The 20,060-nt window shown below is 63.9% G+C and carries 15 protein-coding genes; 9 read left to right on the forward strand and 6 right to left on the reverse strand.

The annotated features are described in order from the left end of the window. The first annotated feature begins 74 nt into the window (after positions 1-74). Genes ACTJI5_RS01985 through ACTJI5_RS02000 form a run of 4 tightly spaced genes read left to right on the forward strand, consistent with a single transcriptional unit; the run spans position 75 to position 4,085 of the window. Positions 75-1,181 (forward strand): ABC transporter substrate-binding protein, encoded by a 1,107-nt coding sequence (locus tag ACTJI5_RS01985; protein WP_440859212.1) that lies wholly within the window; start codon positions 75-77, stop codon positions 1,179-1,181. A gap of 23 nt (positions 1,182-1,204) precedes the next feature. Beyond that, positions 1,205-2,110: an ABC transporter permease gene (locus ACTJI5_RS01990; protein ID WP_058538437.1), complete on the forward strand. Its 906-nt coding sequence runs from the start codon at positions 1,205-1,207 to the stop codon at positions 2,108-2,110. After that, positions 2,110-2,952 (forward strand): ABC transporter permease, encoded by an 843-nt coding sequence (locus ACTJI5_RS01995; RefSeq protein ID WP_440859213.1) that lies wholly within the window; start codon positions 2,110-2,112, stop codon positions 2,950-2,952. Before ACTJI5_RS01990 ends, ACTJI5_RS01995 begins: the two co-directional genes overlap by 1 nt. A gap of 2 nt (positions 2,953-2,954) precedes the next feature. Further along, complete coding sequence (locus ACTJI5_RS02000) at positions 2,955-4,085, forward strand: ABC transporter ATP-binding protein (RefSeq protein WP_440859214.1); 1,131 nt, start codon at positions 2,955-2,957, stop codon at positions 4,083-4,085. A 268-nt stretch (positions 4,086-4,353) separates the two neighbouring features. Here the strand turns inward: ACTJI5_RS02000 and ACTJI5_RS02005 are convergent, their stop codons facing one another. The 4 genes from ACTJI5_RS02005 to glk all read right to left on the reverse strand — a co-directional run bounded on the left by ACTJI5_RS02005 (position 4,354) and on the right by glk (position 8,654). Then, the gene (locus ACTJI5_RS02005) at positions 4,354-5,289 is read right to left on the reverse strand and encodes a DUF808 domain-containing protein (RefSeq protein WP_440859215.1); all 936 of its coding nucleotides are present in this window, start codon (positions 5,287-5,289) and stop codon (positions 4,354-4,356) included. A gap of 20 nt (positions 5,290-5,309) precedes the next feature. Continuing rightward, positions 5,310-6,683 carry an aspartate aminotransferase family protein gene (locus ACTJI5_RS02010; protein WP_440859216.1) on the reverse strand — a complete coding sequence of 458 codons (1,374 nt, stop codon included), beginning with the start codon at positions 6,681-6,683 and terminating at the stop codon, positions 5,310-5,312. Positions 6,684-6,864: 181 nt separating this feature from the next. Further along, positions 6,865-7,605 carry a gamma-glutamyl-gamma-aminobutyrate hydrolase family protein gene (locus ACTJI5_RS02015; protein WP_058538432.1) on the reverse strand — a complete coding sequence of 247 codons (741 nt, stop codon included), beginning with the start codon at positions 7,603-7,605 and terminating at the stop codon, positions 6,865-6,867. 77 nt (positions 7,606-7,682) lie between these two features. Then, a complete protein-coding gene (gene glk / locus ACTJI5_RS02020) occupies positions 7,683-8,654 on the reverse strand; it encodes a glucokinase (protein WP_440859217.1) in 972 nt (323 codons plus the stop codon). 152 nt (positions 8,655-8,806) lie between these two features. Here glk and ACTJI5_RS02025 point away from each other — a divergent pair, with 152 nt between their 5' ends. The 5 genes from ACTJI5_RS02025 to ACTJI5_RS02045 all read left to right on the forward strand — a co-directional run bounded on the left by ACTJI5_RS02025 (position 8,807) and on the right by ACTJI5_RS02045 (position 17,441). Further along, complete coding sequence (locus ACTJI5_RS02025) at positions 8,807-9,658, forward strand: class I SAM-dependent methyltransferase (RefSeq protein WP_440859218.1); 852 nt, start codon at positions 8,807-8,809, stop codon at positions 9,656-9,658. Positions 9,659-9,773: 115 nt separating this feature from the next. Then, positions 9,774-12,989 carry an autotransporter domain-containing protein gene (locus ACTJI5_RS02030; protein WP_440859219.1) on the forward strand — a complete coding sequence of 1,072 codons (3,216 nt, stop codon included), beginning with the start codon at positions 9,774-9,776 and terminating at the stop codon, positions 12,987-12,989. 498 nt (positions 12,990-13,487) lie between these two features. Further along, the gene (locus tag ACTJI5_RS02035) at positions 13,488-14,009 is read left to right on the forward strand and encodes a sigma-70 family RNA polymerase sigma factor (protein WP_310253790.1); all 522 of its coding nucleotides are present in this window, start codon (positions 13,488-13,490) and stop codon (positions 14,007-14,009) included. Continuing rightward, a complete protein-coding gene (locus tag ACTJI5_RS02040; protein ID WP_058538428.1) occupies positions 13,999-14,931 on the forward strand; it encodes a FecR family protein in 933 nt (310 codons plus the stop codon). The genes ACTJI5_RS02035 and ACTJI5_RS02040 overlap by 11 nt, the downstream gene beginning before the upstream one ends. 2 nt (positions 14,932-14,933) lie before the next feature. Further along, positions 14,934-17,441 (forward strand): TonB-dependent receptor domain-containing protein, encoded by a 2,508-nt coding sequence (locus tag ACTJI5_RS02045; protein WP_440859220.1) that lies wholly within the window; start codon positions 14,934-14,936, stop codon positions 17,439-17,441. A gap of 143 nt (positions 17,442-17,584) precedes the next feature. Here ACTJI5_RS02045 and ACTJI5_RS02050 read toward each other — a convergent pair whose 3' ends face one another. Further along, a complete protein-coding gene (locus ACTJI5_RS02050; RefSeq protein ID WP_440859221.1) occupies positions 17,585-18,724 on the reverse strand; it encodes an acyl-CoA dehydrogenase family protein in 1,140 nt (379 codons plus the stop codon). Between the two features lie 102 nt (positions 18,725-18,826). Further along, a complete protein-coding gene (locus tag ACTJI5_RS02055) occupies positions 18,827-20,020 on the reverse strand; it encodes an acyl-CoA dehydrogenase family protein (protein ID WP_310253798.1) in 1,194 nt (397 codons plus the stop codon). Positions 20,021-20,060: the final 40 nt, after the last annotated feature.

Genomic DNA, 20,060 nt, shown 5'->3' on the forward strand with positions numbered 1-20,060 from the left:
GTGCAGCGCAAAAAAGCTCTTCCCAAGCCGACTTTATTGAGTCAGCTTGACGTCACATACAGGGAGGCTGCGACATGGACCCGTTCGAACTGATCAAGCAAACCCGCGGGCGCCGCTCGCTTCTTCAAGCGATGGGGGTCGCGGCAATCGGCATCACCTTCGGCGGCTTAGCGGCGTGCAGCAAGGAGGGCGGCAAGAAGCTCTCGAACGGCGAGGAAGCCAAGCTCAACTTCTACAATTGGGACACCTATATCGGCGAGAATACGCTCGATAATTTCAAGGAAGCGACCGGCGTCGACGTCACGATGGACCTCTTCGACAGCAACGACGTGCTGTTCGCGAAATTCAAGGCGGGCAATCCCGGCTATGACGTGATCGTGCCGTCGAACGACTTTGTCGAGCGGATGAGCAAGGCGGGCATGCTGCTGCCGCTCGACCATGCGCAAATCCCGAACAAGAAGAATATCGATCCGGCCTACATCAACGTCGAATATGATCTGCAGCGCAAATTTTCGATGCCCTACACCTGGCTCGCGCTCGGCATCGGCTATCGCAAATCGAAAGTGTCGGCAAAGCCCGACAGCTGGAAGGTCCTGTTCGACAGCCCCGAATATGCGGGCCGCATCGCCTGGCTATCGGAAGCCGGCGACATGTTCCGCCTTTATGGCAAATATCTCGGCAAATCGGTCAATGCGCTGACCCCGGCGGACATTGCGACGATCGAAAAGATGATGATCAAGCAAAAGCCCAATGTGAAGAAATTCCACGAGGACGACGGGCAGGATTTGCTGCTCAAGGGCGATGTCGACGTCGTGCTCGAATATAATGGCGACATCGCGCAGGCGATGCTCGAGGACAAGGATATCGATTTCGTCATCCCGAAAGAAGGCAGCCAGCTCAATTCGGACAATCTGTGCATCCCGAAGGGCGCGCCGCATCCGAAGAATGCGCACGCCTTCATCAACTATATTCTCGACGCCAATGTCGACAAGGAAATCACCGAGACGATCCTCTACCCGACACCCAATGCCGCCGCGAAGAAGCTGATGCCTGACAGCTACAAGAACAATCCGGTGATCTTCCCGCCCGCCGAGGCGCTGGCGAAATGCGAATATGCGCGGTTCAATCCGGAACTGCAGCCGCTTTACGAGGAAGCCTTCACACGGGTCCGGGCGGCCTGATGGCCTGAAGGAGGCATCGGGGGGTGGCCGAACAGGACTGGAAAACGAACAAAGGGGTCTTTGCGGCGGTATCGCTACCGACGCTGTTCTGGATCATCCTCTTCTTCCTCGTGCCCATGGCGATCGTCTGGCTCTACAGCTTTGGCGAGAATAAGGGGCTGACCGAAATCGACATTTCGGGCACGCTCGACAATTACAAGCGCGCGACCGAATGGCTGTACCTGACCATTTTCGGCAAGAGCTTCGCGGTTGCGGCGCTCGTCACCCTAATCTGCCTGATCATCGGCTTTCCCGTCGCGATGGCGATCACCTTCGCCAGCGAAAAATGGCGGCCCTGGCTGCTGCTCGGCATCATGCTGCCCTTCTGGACGAACCTGCTCATCCGCACCTATGCGCTGATGATGCTCCTCGGCACCCAGGGCTTCGCCAACAAAGGCCTCGGCGCGCTGTGGGAGGGAACGAGCTGGATCAAGACGCTCGTCGGGCTCCAGCCGCTCCCGACATGGGAGCCGGTGCAGCTGCTCTTCAACAATTTCGCGGTCGTGTTCGGGCTTGTGTACGTCCATCTGCCCTTCATGGTCCTGCCGCTCTACGCCGCGCTCGACCGACTCGACCGCAGCCTGATCGAGGCGAGCCTTGATCTCGGTGCCGGGCATTTCCGCACGATCATGCGCATCGTCGTGCCGCTCGCCGCGCCGGGTATCGTCGCCGGCGTGATGATCACGCTGATCCCCGCGCTCGGTGCATACCTCACGCCCGACCTGATGGGCGGAACCGACAGCCAGATGATCGCCAACGTCATCGAACGCCAGTTCAAGAAGGCGAACGACTGGCCGTTCGGCGCCGCCCTCTCCTTCCTGCTCATCTATGCGATGTTCGCGCTGATCGCGATCCAGTCGATGCGCAAAAAAGTGCCCGAGGTTCGCTGATGGCGCTCTTCACCCGCACGCCCGTAGCGCCGCTCGAATATAGCCGCACCTTGTGGATGCGTCTCTGGGTCGGCGCGGTGATGGTCTTCCTCTACGCGCCGCTCGTCGTGCTGGTGATCTTCAGCTTCAACGACAGCAAGCGCAACGTCGTGTGGCGCGGTTTCACGACCAAATATTACGAGAAAGCGATGGGCAATGACCAGCTCGTCGAGGCTTTGCTCAACTCGCTGACCATCGCGGCGCTCGCAACGATCGTCAGTCTCGTTCTCGGCGCGGTCGCCGCGGTGATGCTGTGGCGCTTCCGCTTCCCGCTCAAAAGCGCGATCGACGGCACGATCTCGCTGCCGATCATCGTCCCCGAAATATGCCTCGGCGTCGCCTTCCTGATGTTTTTCGCCGCGGTGAACTGGCCGACCGACCTCATCTGGCCGTTCAACCTCGGCGCGATCACCATCGCGCACATCACCTTCTGCTTTCCCTTCGTGACGATGGTCGTGCGCTCGCGGCTCGCGACCTTCAACCGCGAGCAGGAGGAAGCGGCCAAGGATCTCGGCGCGAGCGAATGGCAGGTGTTCCGCGACGTGCTGATCCCGCACATCAAACCCGCGCTTGTTGCCGGCGCGCTTCTCTCCTTCACATTGAGCCTCGACGATTTCGTGATCACCTATTTCACCAGCGGCCCCGACACGATCACCTTCCCGGTGAAAGTCTATTCGATGGTCCGCTTCTCGGTGACGCCCGAGGTCAACGCCGCCTCGACGCTGCTCATTCTCCTCACCGTCGCCCTGACCTTCGTCGCGCTCAAGCTTCAGGGCGTGAAAGCCATTGCGGAAACCCACTGACCATGACCGAAACCGCACGCCCGATCATTCAGATCCAGAACGTCTCGAAACGCTTTGGCAAGGTGACAGCGGTCGACAATGTCACCCTCGACATCAATGCCGGCGAATTCTTTGTGCTGCTTGGCCCGTCGGGGTGCGGCAAGACGACGCTGCTGCGGATGATCGCAGGGTTCGAGCTGCCGTCCGAGGGCAAGATATTGATCGACGGGCATGATATGGCGGGCATCCCGCCGAACAAGCGCCCGGTGAACATGGTGTTCCAGAGCTATGCCGTGTTCCCGCACATGAGCGTTGCCGACAATGTCGCCTATGGCCTGAAGATTGCGGGCGTGAAGGGCGGCGAGATCAAGGACCGCGTCGCCGAGGCGCTCGAGCTGGTCAAGCTCGGCGGGTTCGAAACGCGGATGCCCGACCAGATGTCGGGTGGCCAGCGCCAGCGCGTCGCGCTCGCGCGCAGCCTGGTGATGCGGCCCAAGGTGCTGCTGCTCGACGAACCGCTGTCGGCGCTCGATGCCAAGCTGCGTGCACAGATGCAGTTCGAACTCAGCGATCTGCAGGAAAAGGTTGGCATCACCTTCGTCACCGTCACCCACGATCAGGACGAAGCGCTCTCTATGGCGTGCCGTATCGGGGTGATTAACAAGGGCGAGGTCGCGCAACTCGCGACGCCGTCGGACCTCTACGAATATCCCGCCAACCGCTTCGTCGCCGATTTCGTCGGATCGGTGAACATCTTCGAGGGCAAGCTGACCCTTGACGATCCGGACAAGGCCGCGGTCGATTGCCCGGGGCTCGGCAAGGTGTATCTCAACCACGGTGTCACCGGCCCGCACGGCGCCGATGTGTGGATCGCGCTACGCCCCGAGAAAATCTACCTCCACGTTCCCGGCGAGGGCAAGGCGGTGAAGGCCGCGGCGCAGGACGCGCCCGACGGTTATAATTTTGCGCGCGGCAAGATCAAAGGGATGAGCTATCTTGGCGACATCACCCTGTTCGAGATCGAGCTGGAATCGGGTGTGTGCCTGCGCGTATCCCGCCCGAACCTGTCGCGCCACGACCAGGAGGATTTCACCTGGGGCGACAAGGTGAGCATGCACTGGCGCGCGGATAGTCCGGTGGTGTTGCTTGGCTGACGCGCTCGGCAAAAGAAGCTTTCCTACATTGCGGTCGTGTGAGAGCCTCTCGCTTCGGCTCTTTCTACCCGTTCATATTTCGCTTTGCCAAACGGGGCTTACCCGGCCTTAAAACCACAAAGGACACAAATGCAGTGTCTCCATGCGGGGCTTTTGTGGCTTTAAGGCTCGTTCGGGAACGGATTCCACTTTCGTCACCCCGGACTTGATCCGCGGCCCGTGACTTCGGCGCCGCAATGGATCCCGGATCAAGTCCGGGATGACGAGGTCAATGGGCCTTCTTGCCCGGCAACAAGTGCAGCAGGCCGACGATCACGCCGCCGAGCAGCAGCCCGAATACGCCCGCACCGCCCGCGTTGATCAGCCATTCCCAAACGCCCGCGCCCGGCAGGTTCCCCGCCAACGCATGCGCGAAATCGTGGAGCCCATGCCCGATGTTGCCGATGTGATATTCGTCGAGGCCGTGAATGAAAATCTGGCCGCCGACCCACAGCATCGCCGCGGTGCCGATCAGCGCGAGCGCCGCCAGCAGCTTCGGCATAAAAGCAACCAGCCCGCGCCCGATCGACCGCCGCGCTGCATTGCCCTCTTTCGCCATATGAAGGCCGATGTCGTCCATCTTCACGATCAGCCCGACGACGCCGTAAACCGCGATGGTGATCGCGATCGCAACCACCGCGAGCGTCGCGGCGCGCATCGCGAAATGCTCGTCGAGCACTTCGTTGAGCGCGATCACCATGATCTCGGCCGACAGGATGAAGTCGGTGCGCACCGCCCCCTTCACCATCGCCTCTTCATGATCCTGGTCGGCAACGATCGCGGCGTCTTCGGCAAGACTCGTCTTGTCCTTCTGCAGCGAGTGCAGCACCTTTTCGGCGCCTTCGAAGCAAAGATAGGCGCCGCCGATCATGAGCAGCGGGGTGATCGCCCATGGAACGAACGTCGACAAGAGCAGCAGCGCCGGCAGGATCAGCACCAGCTTGTTGAAGATCGACCCCTTGGTGATCCGCCAGATGATCGGCAGTTCGCGGTCGGGGGTGAAGCCGGTGACGTAACGCGGCGTTACCGCGGTATCGTCGACCACCACGCCCGCGGCCTTCACCCCGGCCTTCGACGCCGCGGCGCCGATATCGTCGATGCTCGCGGCGGCGACCTTGGCGATCGTCGCAATATCGTCGAGCAGGGCAAAAAGGCCGGAGGGCATAAGGTCTTGGTCTTTCCTGTTTAGAGCGCGCGGAGTTTCGGCAGCACCTCATCGAGAGATTTGCGGATGATGGCAACCATCTCGTCGATCTGCTCGGTCGAAATGATCAGCGGCGGGCACATGACCAGGCTGTCGCGGATGCCGCGCACCATCAGCCCGTTGGCAATGCACGCATCGCGCGCCATCGGCCCCGCCGTTCCCTCTGCGCCGCCGAACCGTGCGCGGGTTGCCTTGTCGGCGACGATCTCGACCGCGCCGAGCAGCCCGATCGAGCGCGCTTCACCGACGAGCGGATGATCGTTCAACGTGGCGAGCGCCTTCGCAAGATGGGGTCCGGTGATGCTCCCGGTGCGCTCGACCAGTCCTTCGCGCTCGATGATCTCGATATTCTTGAGCGCCACCGCCGCGGCGACCGGATGGCCCGAATAGGTGAAGCCGTGGACGAAATCGCCGCCGGTCTTGAGCACTTCGACGACATGCGCCGCGACCGCGGTCGCCGAAATCGGCAGGTAACCCGACGACAGCCCCTTCGCCATCGGCATCAGGTCGGGGGTGAAGCCCATCGTCTCATGCCCCCACATCTTGCCCGTGCGTCCGAACCCGCAGATCACCTCGTCGGCCACGACGAGCAGGCCATATTTGCGCGCCACGGCCTCGACTTTGGGCCAATAGCCCTTCGGCGGAATGATCACGCCGCCGGCACCCTGCACGGGCTCACCGATGAAGGCGGCGCAATTCTCGGGGCCGACCTCGAGGATCTTGTCCTCGATCGCCTGGACGCAAGCGTCGCAGAACTCCTCCTCGGTCATCCCCTGCCCTTCATTATAGGCATAGGGCTGGCGGACATGCTCGACGCCCGGGATCGGCAGGTCGCCCTGCACGTGCATCGCCTTCATCCCGCCGAGCGAAACCCCCGCGACGGTCGAGCCGTGATAGGCGTTCCAGCGGCTGATAAAGACAGTCCGCTTCGGCTCACCCTTCAGCTTCCAGTAATGGCGGACCATGCGGAACACGGTGTCGTTCGCCTCGCTGCCCGAAGCGTTGAAGAAGATATGCGGCAGGCGATTGCCCGTCAGGCCGGCGATCTTCGCGGCGAGCGTCACCGTCGGCGGCGTCGCGGTCTTGAAGAAGGTGTTGTAGAAGGGCAGCTCGCGCATCTGCGCCGCTGCCGCATCGACCAGCTCCTCGCGGCCATAGCCGACATTGACGCACCACAGGCCGGCCATCCCGTCGAGGATGCGGTGCCCGTCGCCATCGTGGATATAACAGCCCTCGGCGTGCGTGATGATGCGGCTGCCGCCAAGTTTTTCGATCTCGGCCCAGTCGGCTTGTGCTGGAAGATGGTGCGCGACGTCGAGGCGGCGCAGTTCGGCGATGTCGTGATTGCGGGGCATGGAAAATCTCCTGAATTCAAAAACCGTTCGCATCGAGCGAAGTCGAGATGCCCCTCGATCTTGCGCTGCGATAATGGGTGTCTCGACTTCGCTCGACACGAGCGGAACGAGCGTTCCGGTTAGGATCAGGGCGAAAAGCAGAGCCGCGCGAGATAGCGGTCGTACCGGGTGACGCGCCGGTTCATAGCTCGCCCCGCAGCGCCTGTCCGAGCAGGCGGAAATAGGTCTGGCTCTCTTCATTGCCGTCGACCGCCCATTCGGGGTGCCACTGGACTGCCAGCAAGGGTGCGCCGTTCGGCCGCGCGCTGAAAGCCTCGACCAGTCCGTCGGGCGCACGCGCCTCGACCGACAAGCCGTCGGCGAGCCGTCCGATGCCCTGATAATGGACCGAATTCACATCGAGCGATTCCGCCCGATAGGCCGACGCCAACATGCCGCCATCGACGAGGTCAACATGATGCCGATGATCGAACATCGCATCGAACAATGTCCCGTCGGGCGTATGGTGGCGCAGCAGTTCGCCGTTCGTCGCGGTGTCGCGGCGCAGCGTCCCGCCGAGCGCGACATTGATGTCCTGGAACCCGCGGCAAATGCCGAATAACGGCCTCTGCGCCGCGATCACCGCCTCGACCAGATCGCGCATCATCCGATCGCGATCGGGATCGAACGGCCCCTCCCCTGCATCTTCCTCACCATAACGTGCCGGCTCGACGTTCGATGGCGAGCCGGTGAGCAAAACGCCGTCGAGCCGACCGACGATCTCGTCGGCGCGCATATAGTCCGGAAGCGACGGAATGAGCAGCGCGGCACAGTCGGCATGGCGCATCGCGGCCTTCGCATAGCGGTTCATCACCGCCTGCGCATATTCGGAGCCGACCTGCCGGTTACAGGCGATGATGCCGAGGACGGGACGGGCGGACACGAGCGATGGAATCCTTCAGAAATCGAAGTTCCATTGCTGCCGATTTTCGCCGCCCGATGCCAGCGGTATTTGCGGATTCAGGTGTATTGGCGCGCGAACGCCGCCGCGGCACCAAACAGGCCGGGCTGTGGATGGGTGATGAGCTTTACCGGCAGCGCGGACATAAAGCCTTCGAAACGCCCCTTTTCGATAAATCGTTCGGGGAAACCCGAACGCACCAGACTGTCGCGGATGCGCAAGCCCAGCCCGCCCGCAACTACCACCCCACCGGCACCTTGCGCCAATGCAAGGTCGCCCGCGACGCTGCCGAGCGACAGGCAGAAGCGATCGACCGCCGCCGCCGCCAGGCTGTCCTCGCCGCTCAGTGCGTTGGTCCAGATCGCCTTGTCGTCGAGCCGCGGGATCGCGCGCCCTTCAAGCGCCGCCAGCGTTTCGTAGATGTCGACGATTCCCGGTCCCGACACGATGCGTTCGATCGACACGCGCCGATGGCGTTTGCGCAGCCGCGCGAGGATCGCATCCTCGATGCTGTCCAGCGGCGCGAAGTCGATATGCCCACCCTCGGTCGCCTGGACGCGATAGTCGGCACCGTCGCGCCAGACATGCGCAACGCCAAGGCCGGTGCCGGGGCCGATGATGGTGATCGTCCCGGTCGCGGGAAGCGGCTCGTCAGGACCCGTCAACCGCTCGAAATAGCTCTCGTCGGCCTGCGCGACGGCATGACCGACCGCCTCGAAATCATTCACCAGCGCATATCGATCGACGCCCAGCTTCTCGTTGATCAAAGCCGGGCGGATGATCCACGGGTTGTTCGTGAAGCGGATGATCTCGCCGCGTGTCGGCCCCGCGATGGCTATCGCAACCGCCCGCGGCAAAGTTCCGCCCTGCTGACGTTCGAAATCCTGCCAGGCGGTTTGGAAACTTGCATGGTCCTTTGTATGGAGCGTCGTCGCCTCGCCGAGCGCCAGAACGCGCCCGCCTTCGATCTCGGCAATCGCAAAGCGCGCGTGCGTGCCGCCGATGTCCACCGTGACGATCTGTTCGCTCATGACTCTCCCTTGCCGGTCCCACGCGGCCGGTCCTGCCGGTGGAATGTCGCATGGCCGGGAGCGATGCAACAGGGCATAGCTATTCGGACGAGCCTTGCGCTCGGCCGGAGATTGGCGTAGCTGCGAATTATTCGCAATAAAGGAGCAGGCGCATGTCCGATGTCGAGACCGTCCCCACGCATGACTGGAACGGCGACAGCGGAACACGCTGGGCCGCGAACCTGGCGCGGCTGGATGTGATGCTCGAGGACTTCGGCAATGCCGCGATCGCAGCGGCCGATGCACGGCCCGGCGAACAGGTTCTCGACATCGGTTGCGGATCGGGCACCTCGACCTTTCCGCTTGCAGAGCAGGTCGGAGCCGGCGGCCACATCCTTGGCGTCGACATATCGGAACAGCTCGTCGAGATCGCCCGCGCCGCCGCACCCGTCGGCATGCAGATCGAATTCCGATGCGCCGATGCCGCGACCGCCCCGCTGCCCGCAGGAAAGTTCGACCTTCTCTTCTCGCGCTTCGGCGTGATGTTCTTCGACGAGCCCGTTGCGGCCTTCACCCATATGCGCCGGGCCCTGAAACCCGGCGGACGGCTGGCGTTCGTGTGCTGGCGCGGGGCGCAGGAGAATGACTGGGTGCGGCTGCCGATGGCGGCGATCCGCGACATCGTGCAGCCGGTGCCCGCCGATCCGAATGCCGCCGGACCCTTCGCCTTTGGCGATCGGCAGAAGGTCGCGGATATTCTCTCGGCAGCAGGCTTTACCGCGATCGACATCACGCCCTTTGACACGAGTATTTCCTATGGTCGCGGCGCAACGCGCGAAGAGGCGATCGACGATGCACTCGACATGGCGTTCCAGGTGGGTCCGCTATCGCGCGCGCTCGCCGATCAATCCGACGATATTCGCACGAAATCGGCGGCAGCTGTCCGTGCGGCGTTCGCGAAACGCCCTGGCGAGACGTCTGTGCAGATCGACGGTGCCGCGTGGATTGTGACCGCACGGAATTAGCCGCGCTCAGACCGCGCGCGATCGAGGTGATTTTTTTCCAAGGCTGCGCCTGCACCGCTCCGTCTTGTGATTGTCGCCGGGAAGAGATCCCGGCCCCGATCTCAAGAGGAACCCGATGCGCAAAACCTTGCTGGCCTCCACCTGCCTGGCCACCCTCCTTTCGACCACCGCCCATGCCGAAACGACGATCAGCACCGCCACCACGGCGCCGGTGCGGACATCGACGATCAAATCGGGCGCCGCCGACGACATCAAGATCGTCGCAGCGGGTTCGATCAAGCCCACCGTCACGGGCCCGGCAGTCACCATCGACAGCAATCACAAGGTCGTTAACGAAGGCACGATCGAGTTCAGCAACGTCGACGGCGCCACGGGCATTCTCGCGAATGCCGGCACGTCGGGCGGAATCACCAACAGCGCGAGCGGCAAGATTACGATCGGCGAAACCTATGCGCCGACCGACATCGACAATGACGGCGACATCGACGGCGCGTTCGCTATCGGCAGCAACCGCGTCGGCATCGCGACCGCCGGTGCGTTTTCGGGCAACATCGTCAACTCGGGTGCAATTGCGATCGAGGGCAATAATTCGGCGGGCATCCGCCTCGGCGGGCCGCTGACCGGAAATTTCACCAACGACGGCACTATCAGCGTCATCGGCGACCGCGCGCTCGGCGTCGGGCTGCAGGATGTGACGGGCAACGTCCGCCTTGCCGGCACGATCAGCGCGCAAGGCGTCGATGCGATCGGCGCACGGATTGCCGGCAACGTCACCGGCGCACTGGTCGTCCAGGGCAATCTGACCGCCACCGGCTACCGCTTCACGACGCCGCCTGCCGATCCCTCGAAGCTCGACGCCGATGACCTGCTGACCGGCGGCAACGCGCTGTCGATCGAAGGCAATGTCACCGGGGGCATCGTCCTCGCCGCCGCGCCCAAGGACACGAAGCCCGACGACAAGGACGAGGACAAGGACGGCATCGACGATGACAAGGAAGGAAACGCCGTCGTGCGCTCCTTCGGTTCGGCCGCCGCGATCCGCATCGGGTCAGCTGACCGCGCCGTCACAATCGGCCCCGTCGCCGGAACGGGCACCGGCCTTGGCCTCATCATCGACGGCGCCGTGCTCGGCAACGGCCTCTACGCCGGCAAGGACGGCAACGGCATGCAGATCGGCGGCCTCGGCGGTGCGGTCACCATCGCGGGCGGCATCGGCATCGGTGCCACCGGCAGCGTGACGGCATTGTCGAAAGACACGGCGGCAACCGCAATCCGCTTCGGCAGCGGTGCGACCACCCCCGAACTTCGCAATGCGGGCAAGATCGAAGCGACGACCGGCGGCAATGCCGCGGGTGCAGTTGCAACCGCCGTGCTGATCGAGGCCGGCGGCGATGTCCCGCTGATCCGCAACAGCGGTTCGATCACCGCCAAGACCGGCGGCGACAATGGCACGGCGCGCGCCATCGTCGATCTGTCGGGCAAGGTCGGCACGGTCGAAAACAGCGGCACGATCAGCGCCACCGGCGCGCTCGCCTCCTCCGACCGCAACATCGCGATCGACCTGTCGGCGAACAACAACGGCGCGACGGTCAAGCAGACCGCGGTCGCCGCAGGCATCACCGCCCCCAGCATCGTTGGCGACGTCCGCTTCGGCGGCGGCAACGATGTGTTCGATATCGCCGATGGCTCGGTAAAGGGAAACAGCTTCTTCGGCGCCGGCAACAACAAGCTCGCGCTGTCGGGTGACGCGACCTACGCCGGCAACGCCCGCTTCGGCGCTGGCAGCGACACGATGACGCTGGCCGGCACCTCGAAGTTCACCGGCCTGGCGGACTTTGGCGGCGGTGCCGATACGCTGACAATCGGCGGCACCTCGATCTTCTCGGGCACGCTCGCCAATTCGCAGGGTCTGGCGGTTTCGGTCGCTGGCGGCACCTTTGACGTCGGCGGCGCCGCGACGATTTCGTCGCTCGCCGTCAACGACAAGGGCACACTTGGCGTGATGCTCGATACCGGCACCACGGGCACCAACCTTCAGGTCAGCGGCAACGCCAGCTTCGGGGCTGAATCGAAGCTCGCGCTCAAGCTGTCGAGCCTCGAAAAGGCCGAGGGTCAGCATATCGTGCTGACCGCGGGGACGCTCACCGGCGCGAGCAACCTCACCGCATCGCAGACGTTGCTGCCCTTCCTCTACAAGGGCACGCTAACATCGAACGCGACCCAGCTGATCGTCGACGTATCGCGCAAGACCACGACCGAACTCGGGCTCAACCGCTCGGAATCGAGCGCGTTCGACGCGGTGCTCGACGCGGTGGTAGCCGACCAGAAGATCGAGGACGTCTTCCTCGGCATCACCGACGGCGAGCAGTTCCACAACCAGCTTGGCCAGATGCTGCCCGAACATGAAGGCGGCGTCTTCGAAACCGTCACCTCGGGCTCGCGCGCGCTGTCGCGCTACCTGCAGGACCCCAACGCACCGTTCCAGGACGAGGGCAAATGGGGTTATTGGGTCAACCAGGCCGTCTGGGGCACGTCGAAAGGCGTCGGCAACACCGCGAGCTATGACGTCAGCGGCTGGGGTATTTCGGGCGGCGCCGAAATCAAGAGCAACTTGGGCAACTTCGGCGGCTCGATTGCTTTTCTCAGCGGTAAGGACGGCAACGGCAGCAACGCCAATGAAGTCAGCACCAGCCAGTTCGAAGGCGCGTTGCACTGGCGTCTGCGCTCCGACGGCTTCATGGCGAGTGCCCGCGTTTCGGGCGCGCCGATCAGCCTGAAAGGCACGCGCATCTTCCGCGCCGAAGCGGGCGCCGAGGACATCGAAAAGACGATGAAGGGCAAGTGGGACGGCACCTTGTGGTCGGCGTCGGGTTCGGTGGCTTATGACACACGCGTCGGCGGCCTGAGCTTCCGCCCGATGGTCGCGGTCGACTATTTCAAGTTGAAGGAAGACGGCTATCAGGAAACCGGCGGCGGCGACGCGCTCGATCTCACGGTGCTGAGCCGCGACAGCGACGAGCTTGCCGTGTCGGGCACTGTCGCCGTCGGCCTCGATTTCGGCGGTGCCGACGAATATGACGGGTGGACGCGCTTCGAACTCGAAGGCGGCCGCCGCCAGATCGTCAGCGGCACCCTCGGCACGACGACGGCGTCGTTCAAGAACGGCACGCCTTTCACCCTTGTTCCTGATGATCGCACGAGCGGCTGGGTCGGCCGTTTCCGTGGCATCGCCGGCAATTCGGCCTTCCAGGTCGCCGGCGAAGTGTCTGCGGAAGAACAGCAAAGCCATATCGGCTGGGCTTTCCGTGCGAGCTTGCGGGTCGGCCTCTAGCCCCCCGGCCGGCCCCGCCCGCAAGGGGGAAGCGTTACCCCTACCCACGCTTCCCCCTTGCCTAGGGTCAGGACCTACCAATTGCGCGATCGAGGTTTGAAGCGATTTTGTTCAGTGCGAGGAGGCAAGGCGCAGGAATATGTCGATATTTCCAGACTTGCCGACGACGCAATGGACAAAATCGGTCAAATCCCGAAGGGACGCCGAAATGGCTTCGATCTCAGGCCCGCGCGGCCTTGCGGGTAGCGATGCTACCCGCGGCGGCCACCCGAACCCGATATCTTCGCCATTTCGACGCTTCGAACGCGCAATTAGTAGGTCCTGACCCTCGAGAAATGAATGAACGAACCGATGCTTGCACTTGCCACCGCTCCTCTCTTTCCGCCGCAGTTGCGCGGCTGGGCAATGGCGCTATATGACGGCGTCATCAGGGGGACGTATGGCGCAGGGCGAAGCGGCGCTTACCGACAGAAGATGGCGTTCCAAAGCAAGCAATCCATGACCGAGTCGCGTGATCGAACCGACGCCGCCCAAGGCATCGAAGGCGTATTGCTCGCCAACCGGGATCGTATCGTCCGCTTTCTGGAAGTGCGCGGCGCGGGCGACGGCGCCGAGGATTTGTTCCAGGATTTGTGGATGCGGTTGACCGACCGCAAGACTGGGCCCGTCGCCGAGCCAATGCCCTATATCATGCGCGCCGCGAACAATTTGATGCTCGATCGCTATCGGTCGGCGCGCCAGAGCGATCTGCGCGACAAGGCATGGGGTGAAGCCGCCGCGACGCAAAGCCCCTCGACCGAAACCTCGTTGATCTCGCGCGAACAACTCGCGCTCGTCGAAACGGCGATCACCGCGACCGGCGAGCGGCCGGCACGCATCTTCCGCCGGTTCCGCGTCGACGGCCAGAATCAACGCGATATCGCCAGTGAAATGGGGGTCAGCCTGAGCACCGTCGAAGCCGATCTGCGCAAGGTCTATGCGGCGCTCGCCGTGATCCGGAGGCAGTTCGATGCAAGCTGACGCGACAAACGCCGAAGCGCGCGCCATCGACTGGCTGATCCGCCAGCGCGACCCCGCTTTCGACGACTGGGACGGCTTTGCCGACTGGCTTGCCGAGGATCCGGCGCACAATGCGATCTACGACGCGGTCGCGAGCCTGGACCGCGATCTCGACGCCCTGCCCGCGGCGCCCAAGCCATCGGTCGTGATTGTGCCCGATGCACCGCGCCGCGCGTCGCGGCGCGCCTGGTTTGGCGGGGCAATGGCCGCGGCACTGGTCGGCGCGATCAGCCTGTCGGGCCTCGGCCTGTTCGGAACCGAAGGCCGGATCGAAACCAAGGCCGGCGAGCATCGCACCATAGAGCTGGCCGATGGCTCGAAGATCGAGGTCAACGGTGCCTCGGTGATCGAGATCGACAAGGAGCGACCGCGCTTTGCCCGGCTGGAATCGGGCGAGGCGATGTTCCATGTCGTCCACCGCGACGATGATCCGTTCGTGGTCGAAACGGGCGGCGCAAAGATCGTCGACCTCGGAACCGCGTTCAATGTCGTGCGCCGTGACCGCCAGACGTCGGTCGCAGTGTCGGAAGGCATCGTCCTCTACAATCCCGACCGCGACAAGGTCCGCCTCGTCGCGGGCAAGGGCATCGAAGCGCGCGATGGCGACCGTCAGCCCCCGGTCGTCCAGGATGTCGATGTGGCCAGCATCGGCGGCTGGCGTAGCGGCCTGCTCGTTTACAATGGCACGCCGCTCGCTGTCGTCGCCGAGGATCTGAGGCGCACCGCCGGGATGCAAGTGAGCATCGCGCCCGAAGCAAGCGATCTGTCGTTCCGCGGCGCGTTGATCATCGACAAGAACCGGAACCGCACGATCGCCGATCTTGCCGCGCTGTCGGGAACGAAGGCCGAGCGGCAAGGCGATGGCTGGATATTGACCCGCTGAGCATGCACCCGCGCCTTTCCCTCGCCGCAGCAGCGATAGCGCTGTGCCTGCCCGCGCAGGCGCAGGCGGCGGAGGAACGCGCGTTCGACGTGCCCAAAGGCAGCCTGTCGACCGCGCTGCCCGTCATCAGCCGGCAGGCCGGGGTCAGCATCAGCGTCGGCGATGCGAAACTGTGGCAGGGCCGCGTCAAACCGGTGCGCGGGCGGATGAGCGTCGAAGAAGCGATCCGCCGCCTGCTGGCGGGGTCCGACGCGCGCGCCGTAAGGGTCAGCGCGACGAGCTGGCGCATCGAGCGTCGCCCTGCCCCCGCCCGTGTCGCGCGGGCGGCACCGGCACCGCGACACGCACCGCAGCCAAGGGCACGCGAGCCATCGCAAGATGCGGTCGCGGCGGCGCAGGACGAAATCATCGTCACCGCGTCGAAGACCGACTTGCCCCTTTCGCACTTCGCCGGCGTCGTCACCAAATTGGATGGCGGCGATTTGGCGTTTGGCGGCGAGCGCGGGATGGATTCGATCCTGTCGCGAACCGCCACCGTCTCCTCGACCCATCTGGGTTCGGGGCGCAACAAGCTGTTCATTCGCGGCATCGCCGATTCAAGCTTCACCGGCCCGACGCAGTCGACCGTCGGCCAGTATCTCGGCGATATCCGCCTCAGCTATAATGCGCCCGACCCGGACCTGCGCCTCTACGACATCGACAATGTCGAAATCCTCGAAGGGCCGCAGGGCACACTCTATGGCGCCGGGTCGCTCGGCGGGATCATCCGCGTCATCCCGAAAGCCCCCGACGCGCGCGAGATGACGGTGCAGGCGATTGCCGGCCTGTCGGTCACCCAGCATGGCGACCCCGGCGGCGACATCGCCGCGATCGCCAACATTCCGGTCAGCGACAACGGCCACGCGCTGCGCCTCGTCGGCTATATGCTCACCGACGGCGGCTATATCGACAATCCGCTGCGCGGGCAGAACGACGTCAACCGCGTCCATGTCCGCGGCGGGCGTGGCACCTTCCGGTTCGAAGCGGGCGACGACTGGACGATCGATCTGGGCGGTGTCTATCAGGCGATCACCTCCGACGACGCGCAATATGCCGACAAGGATGGCGCGCCGCTCACCCGTAATTCGATGGTCGAGCAGAATGCGACCGCGCGCTATGGCATGGGCACCGTCGTCGTGATGAAGGACTGGGACGATCTGCATTTCCAGTCATCCAACGCCTATATCGATCACCGGCTGTTCGAACGCTTCGACGCCAGCCTGCCCGAAGCGCGGCAAGGGACCGATATGTCCAGCGGCGGCGTTCCCGCGCCGCCTTCGGTTGGAAGCGTCGATGTCGAGCGCCTGTTCGCGCCGGTCCAGGTCATTCCGCTGAACGATGTTCCGCGCGTGCTCGACCAGCATAATGCGACGCGCATGTTCGTCAGCGAAAACCGCCTGTCGCGTCCGTATCGCGACGGCCTCGGCTGGGTGATCGGCGCGAGCTTTATCGACAATCGCGCGCGGCAGGACCGCGAATATGGCTATGGCCCGCTTCATGCGACCCTGCCCGGCGTGACCAACAAGATCACCGAATTCACCGGCTATGCCGAGGCGACCGTCGAGGTGATGCCCGACCTGATCGCATCGGGCGGCGTTCGCCTGTCGCACGCCAAACTGGGCGGCGCGGCCGAGGGCGTCTCCTATGCCCTCGCGCAGGCCAACCGTGCGACAACCGCATCGCGTAAAGAAACCGATTTGCTGCCGTCCTTCTCGCTGCTCGCGACGCCGCTCCACAATGTCCGCCTCTATGCGCGCTATCAGGAAGGTTTTCGCCCCGGCGGGCTCGCGGTCGACGGCAATTTCGTGCGGCGTTTCCTCAACGACCAGGTCCGCACATGGGAAGCCGGCATGCGCTTCGGCGACAAGGGGCAGAGCCTGCTCGACGCCAGCATTTCGATTTCGCACAGCCGCTGGCGCAATATCCAGGCCGATTTCATCGACAGCACGGGCTTCCCGACGACCGCCAATATCGGCGACGGCCGCATTACTAGCGTGTCGGGGGCAGTCGCGATGCGGCCGACGAGCGCGCTGACCTTCGAACTCGGCGCGGTCTACAATCATAGCCGGGTCGACGATCTCGCGCCGCAGATCCTGCCGGTGTTCGACGCCGCGCCGGGCCGCCTCGGACGCATTCCCAATGTCGCGAGCCATGCGGTGCGCGGGTCGGTCAATTACGCCACCGTCATCGGTGACGAGGATTTCCGCGTGAACGGCTGGGCCAATTATATCGGCCCGTCGCGGCTCGGTATCGGGCCGGTACTCGGCGAAAGTCAGGGCGACTATGTCGATACCGGGGTTGCGATGCGCGTTGGCAACGAACGCCGCGGCCTGTCGCTGACGCTCACCAATCTCTTCGATTCGCGCGGCAATCGCTTTTCGCTCGGAACGCCGTTCCTTGAGGGGAATGAGGGCTTCCTCACGCCGCTCCGCCCGCGCACGCTCCGGATCGCCGTCGACGTCGCTTATTGAGATCCTCCCTGTGCCGCAGGCATGGGAAGGTGGCAGCCCGAAGGGCTGACGGAGGGGCTAAGGACGCGACGTCGCGGCCCCTCCACCATTCGCTTCGCGAACGGTCCCCCTCCCCATCGCTACGCGACAGGGAGGACAAGCGGTCAATCCGCCAGCGTGATCCGCTCGTAGCGGTCCATATGATGGTCGGCGCTGCCGAACTGGCCTTCGATCATCGTCGCGCGCTTGAAATAATGGCCGATCGCCAGTTCCTGCGTGATGCCGATCCCGCCATGCGTCTGGATTGCATTCTGCCCGACAAAGTTCGCGCCGCGCGCGACCTTCGCCTTGGCGGCCGAGACCGCCGCCATGCGCTCGTTCGCGGGCAGACCCAGCTTCAGCGTTCCCATGATCGTCATCGAGCGCGCCTGTTCGACTTCCATGAACATGTCGACCATGCGGTGCTGGAGCACTTGGAACTTCGCGATGGGCACGCCGAACTGCTTGCGCTGCTGCGTATATTCCAGCGTGCCTTCGTGCAGCTTCTGCATCACGCCGGTCGCTTCGGCGCAGACTGCAACGGTCGCCTCGTCAACGATCTGTTCGATCAGCGGCAGGCCGGTGCCTTCGCCGCCGAGCAGCGCGTCGCCGGGGATCGCGACATTCTCGAAATAGATTTCGGATGCACGGCTGCCGTCGACCGTCGGATAGTCGCGGCGGACGATGCCCGGCAGGTTCGCGTCGATCAGGAACAGTGACACACCATCACGGTCGCGCGCATTACCGCCGGTGCGCGCGGTGACGAGCAGATGCGTCGCCCAAGGCGCGGCATAGACGACCGATTTATGTCCGCTCAGCACATAGCCCGCGCCGTCCTTCTTCGCGGTGGTGCGCAGGTTCGCAAGGTCATAGCGGCCCTGCGGCTCGGCGTAAGCGAAGGCGATGATCGCATTGCCCGCGATGATCTCGGGGATCATCGCATCGGCCTGCGCCCCGCCGACGGCCTTGAGCGCGCCGCCCGCGATGACAACGGTCGGCAGATAGGGCTCGACCCCGATGACCTTGCCGAGTTCCTCCATCACGATCGCGTTTTCGAGCGCGCCGCCGCCAAGGCCGCCATGCTCTTCGGCAAAAGGCGCGCCAAGCATGCCGAGTTCCTGCGCAAGCGCCGTCCAGATCGCTGGATCGCGACCCGCGTCGCTATTGATGAACTTCTGGCGCGTTTCGAAATCATAGGTGTCGCCGAGGAAACGGGCGAGCGTGTCGCGGATCATGTCCTGCGTTTCGGTGTAGGTGAAATCCATTTTTTATCCCCGTCGCCCCCGCGAAGGCGGGGGCCGCTGTAGGTTTATGCTGCGGCGTCAGGTCAGGCCGATGCGGCCCCCGCCTTCGCGGGGGCGACGCGTTCAGAGACCCAAAACCATCTTCGCGATGATGTTGCGCTGAATCTCGTTCGACCCGCCATAGATCGTCGTCTTGCGCATGTTGAAATAGGTCGGCGCGGCGCGATGCGCATAGTCCGGCCCGATCGGATGCTCGTTGTCGCCTTCGCCGAAACCGCGGAAATAGGGCGCGCCATAATGGCCGACGGCTTCGAGCGTCAGCTCGGTCAGCCGCTGCTGGATTTCGCTGCCCTTGATCTTGAGCAGGCTCGATTCCGGCCCGGGACCGCGATTTGCGTTGGGGCCGGCAAGGCTGCGCAATTCGGTGAATTCCAGCGCCGCCAGATCGACTTCCAGCTCGGCGACCTTGCGCTTGAAAAAGGCGTTGGCTAGCAGCGGCTTGTCGCCGTCGAGTTCGGTGCGGGCGATCGCCTTCACCTTCTCAATCCCGCGCTTCGACGCCGCGACGCCGGCGATGCCGGTGCGTTCGTGCGCAAGCAGGAACTTGGCGCAGGTCCAGCCCTTATTCTCTTCATAAACGCGCTGCGATTGCGGCACGCGAACATCTTCGAGCCATACTTCGTTGACTTCATGCTCGCCGCCCAATGTGATGATCGGGCGCACGGTGATGCCGGGCGATTTCATGTCGATGAGGAGGAAGCTGATGCCTTCCTGCTGCTTCGCTTCCTTGTCGGTGCGGACGAGGAAGAAGCCCCAGTCGGCGTGCTGCGCCAGCGTCGTCCAGGTCTTCTGCCCGTTGACGATATAGTCATCGCCATCGGCGACCGCCGTCGTGCGAAGCGAGGCAAGGTCGGAGCCCGAACCGGGTTCCGAATAGCCCTGGCACCACCAATCCTCGCCCGACAGGATGCGCGGCAGGAAATGGGCTTTCTGCTCGGGGGTGCCAAAGGTGTAGATCACCGGGCCGACCATCGCGAGGCCAAAGGGCATCAGGCGAATGCAATCGGCGCGCGCGGTTTCCTCGGACCAGATGAAGCGCTGCGTCGGGGTCCAGCCGGTACCCCCATATTCGACCGGCCATGCGGGTGCGATCCAGCCCTTTTTATACAGGATCTTGTGCCAGGCGAGGAAATCCTCCTTGGACATCTCTTCGCCCTCATCCTGCTTGTCGCGCAGGTCGGCGGGGTAATTTTCGGCGATGAAGTCGCGCACTTCCTGCTGGAAGGCGAGATCTTCGGGGCTGAATTCCATGTCCATCACGAATCTCCCATTGGGCAATGGCGCACTTATACTGAGC

The organism is Sphingopyxis sp. 22461 (assembly GCF_052044915.1).
Lineage (GTDB): Bacteria > Pseudomonadota > Alphaproteobacteria > Sphingomonadales > Sphingomonadaceae > Sphingopyxis.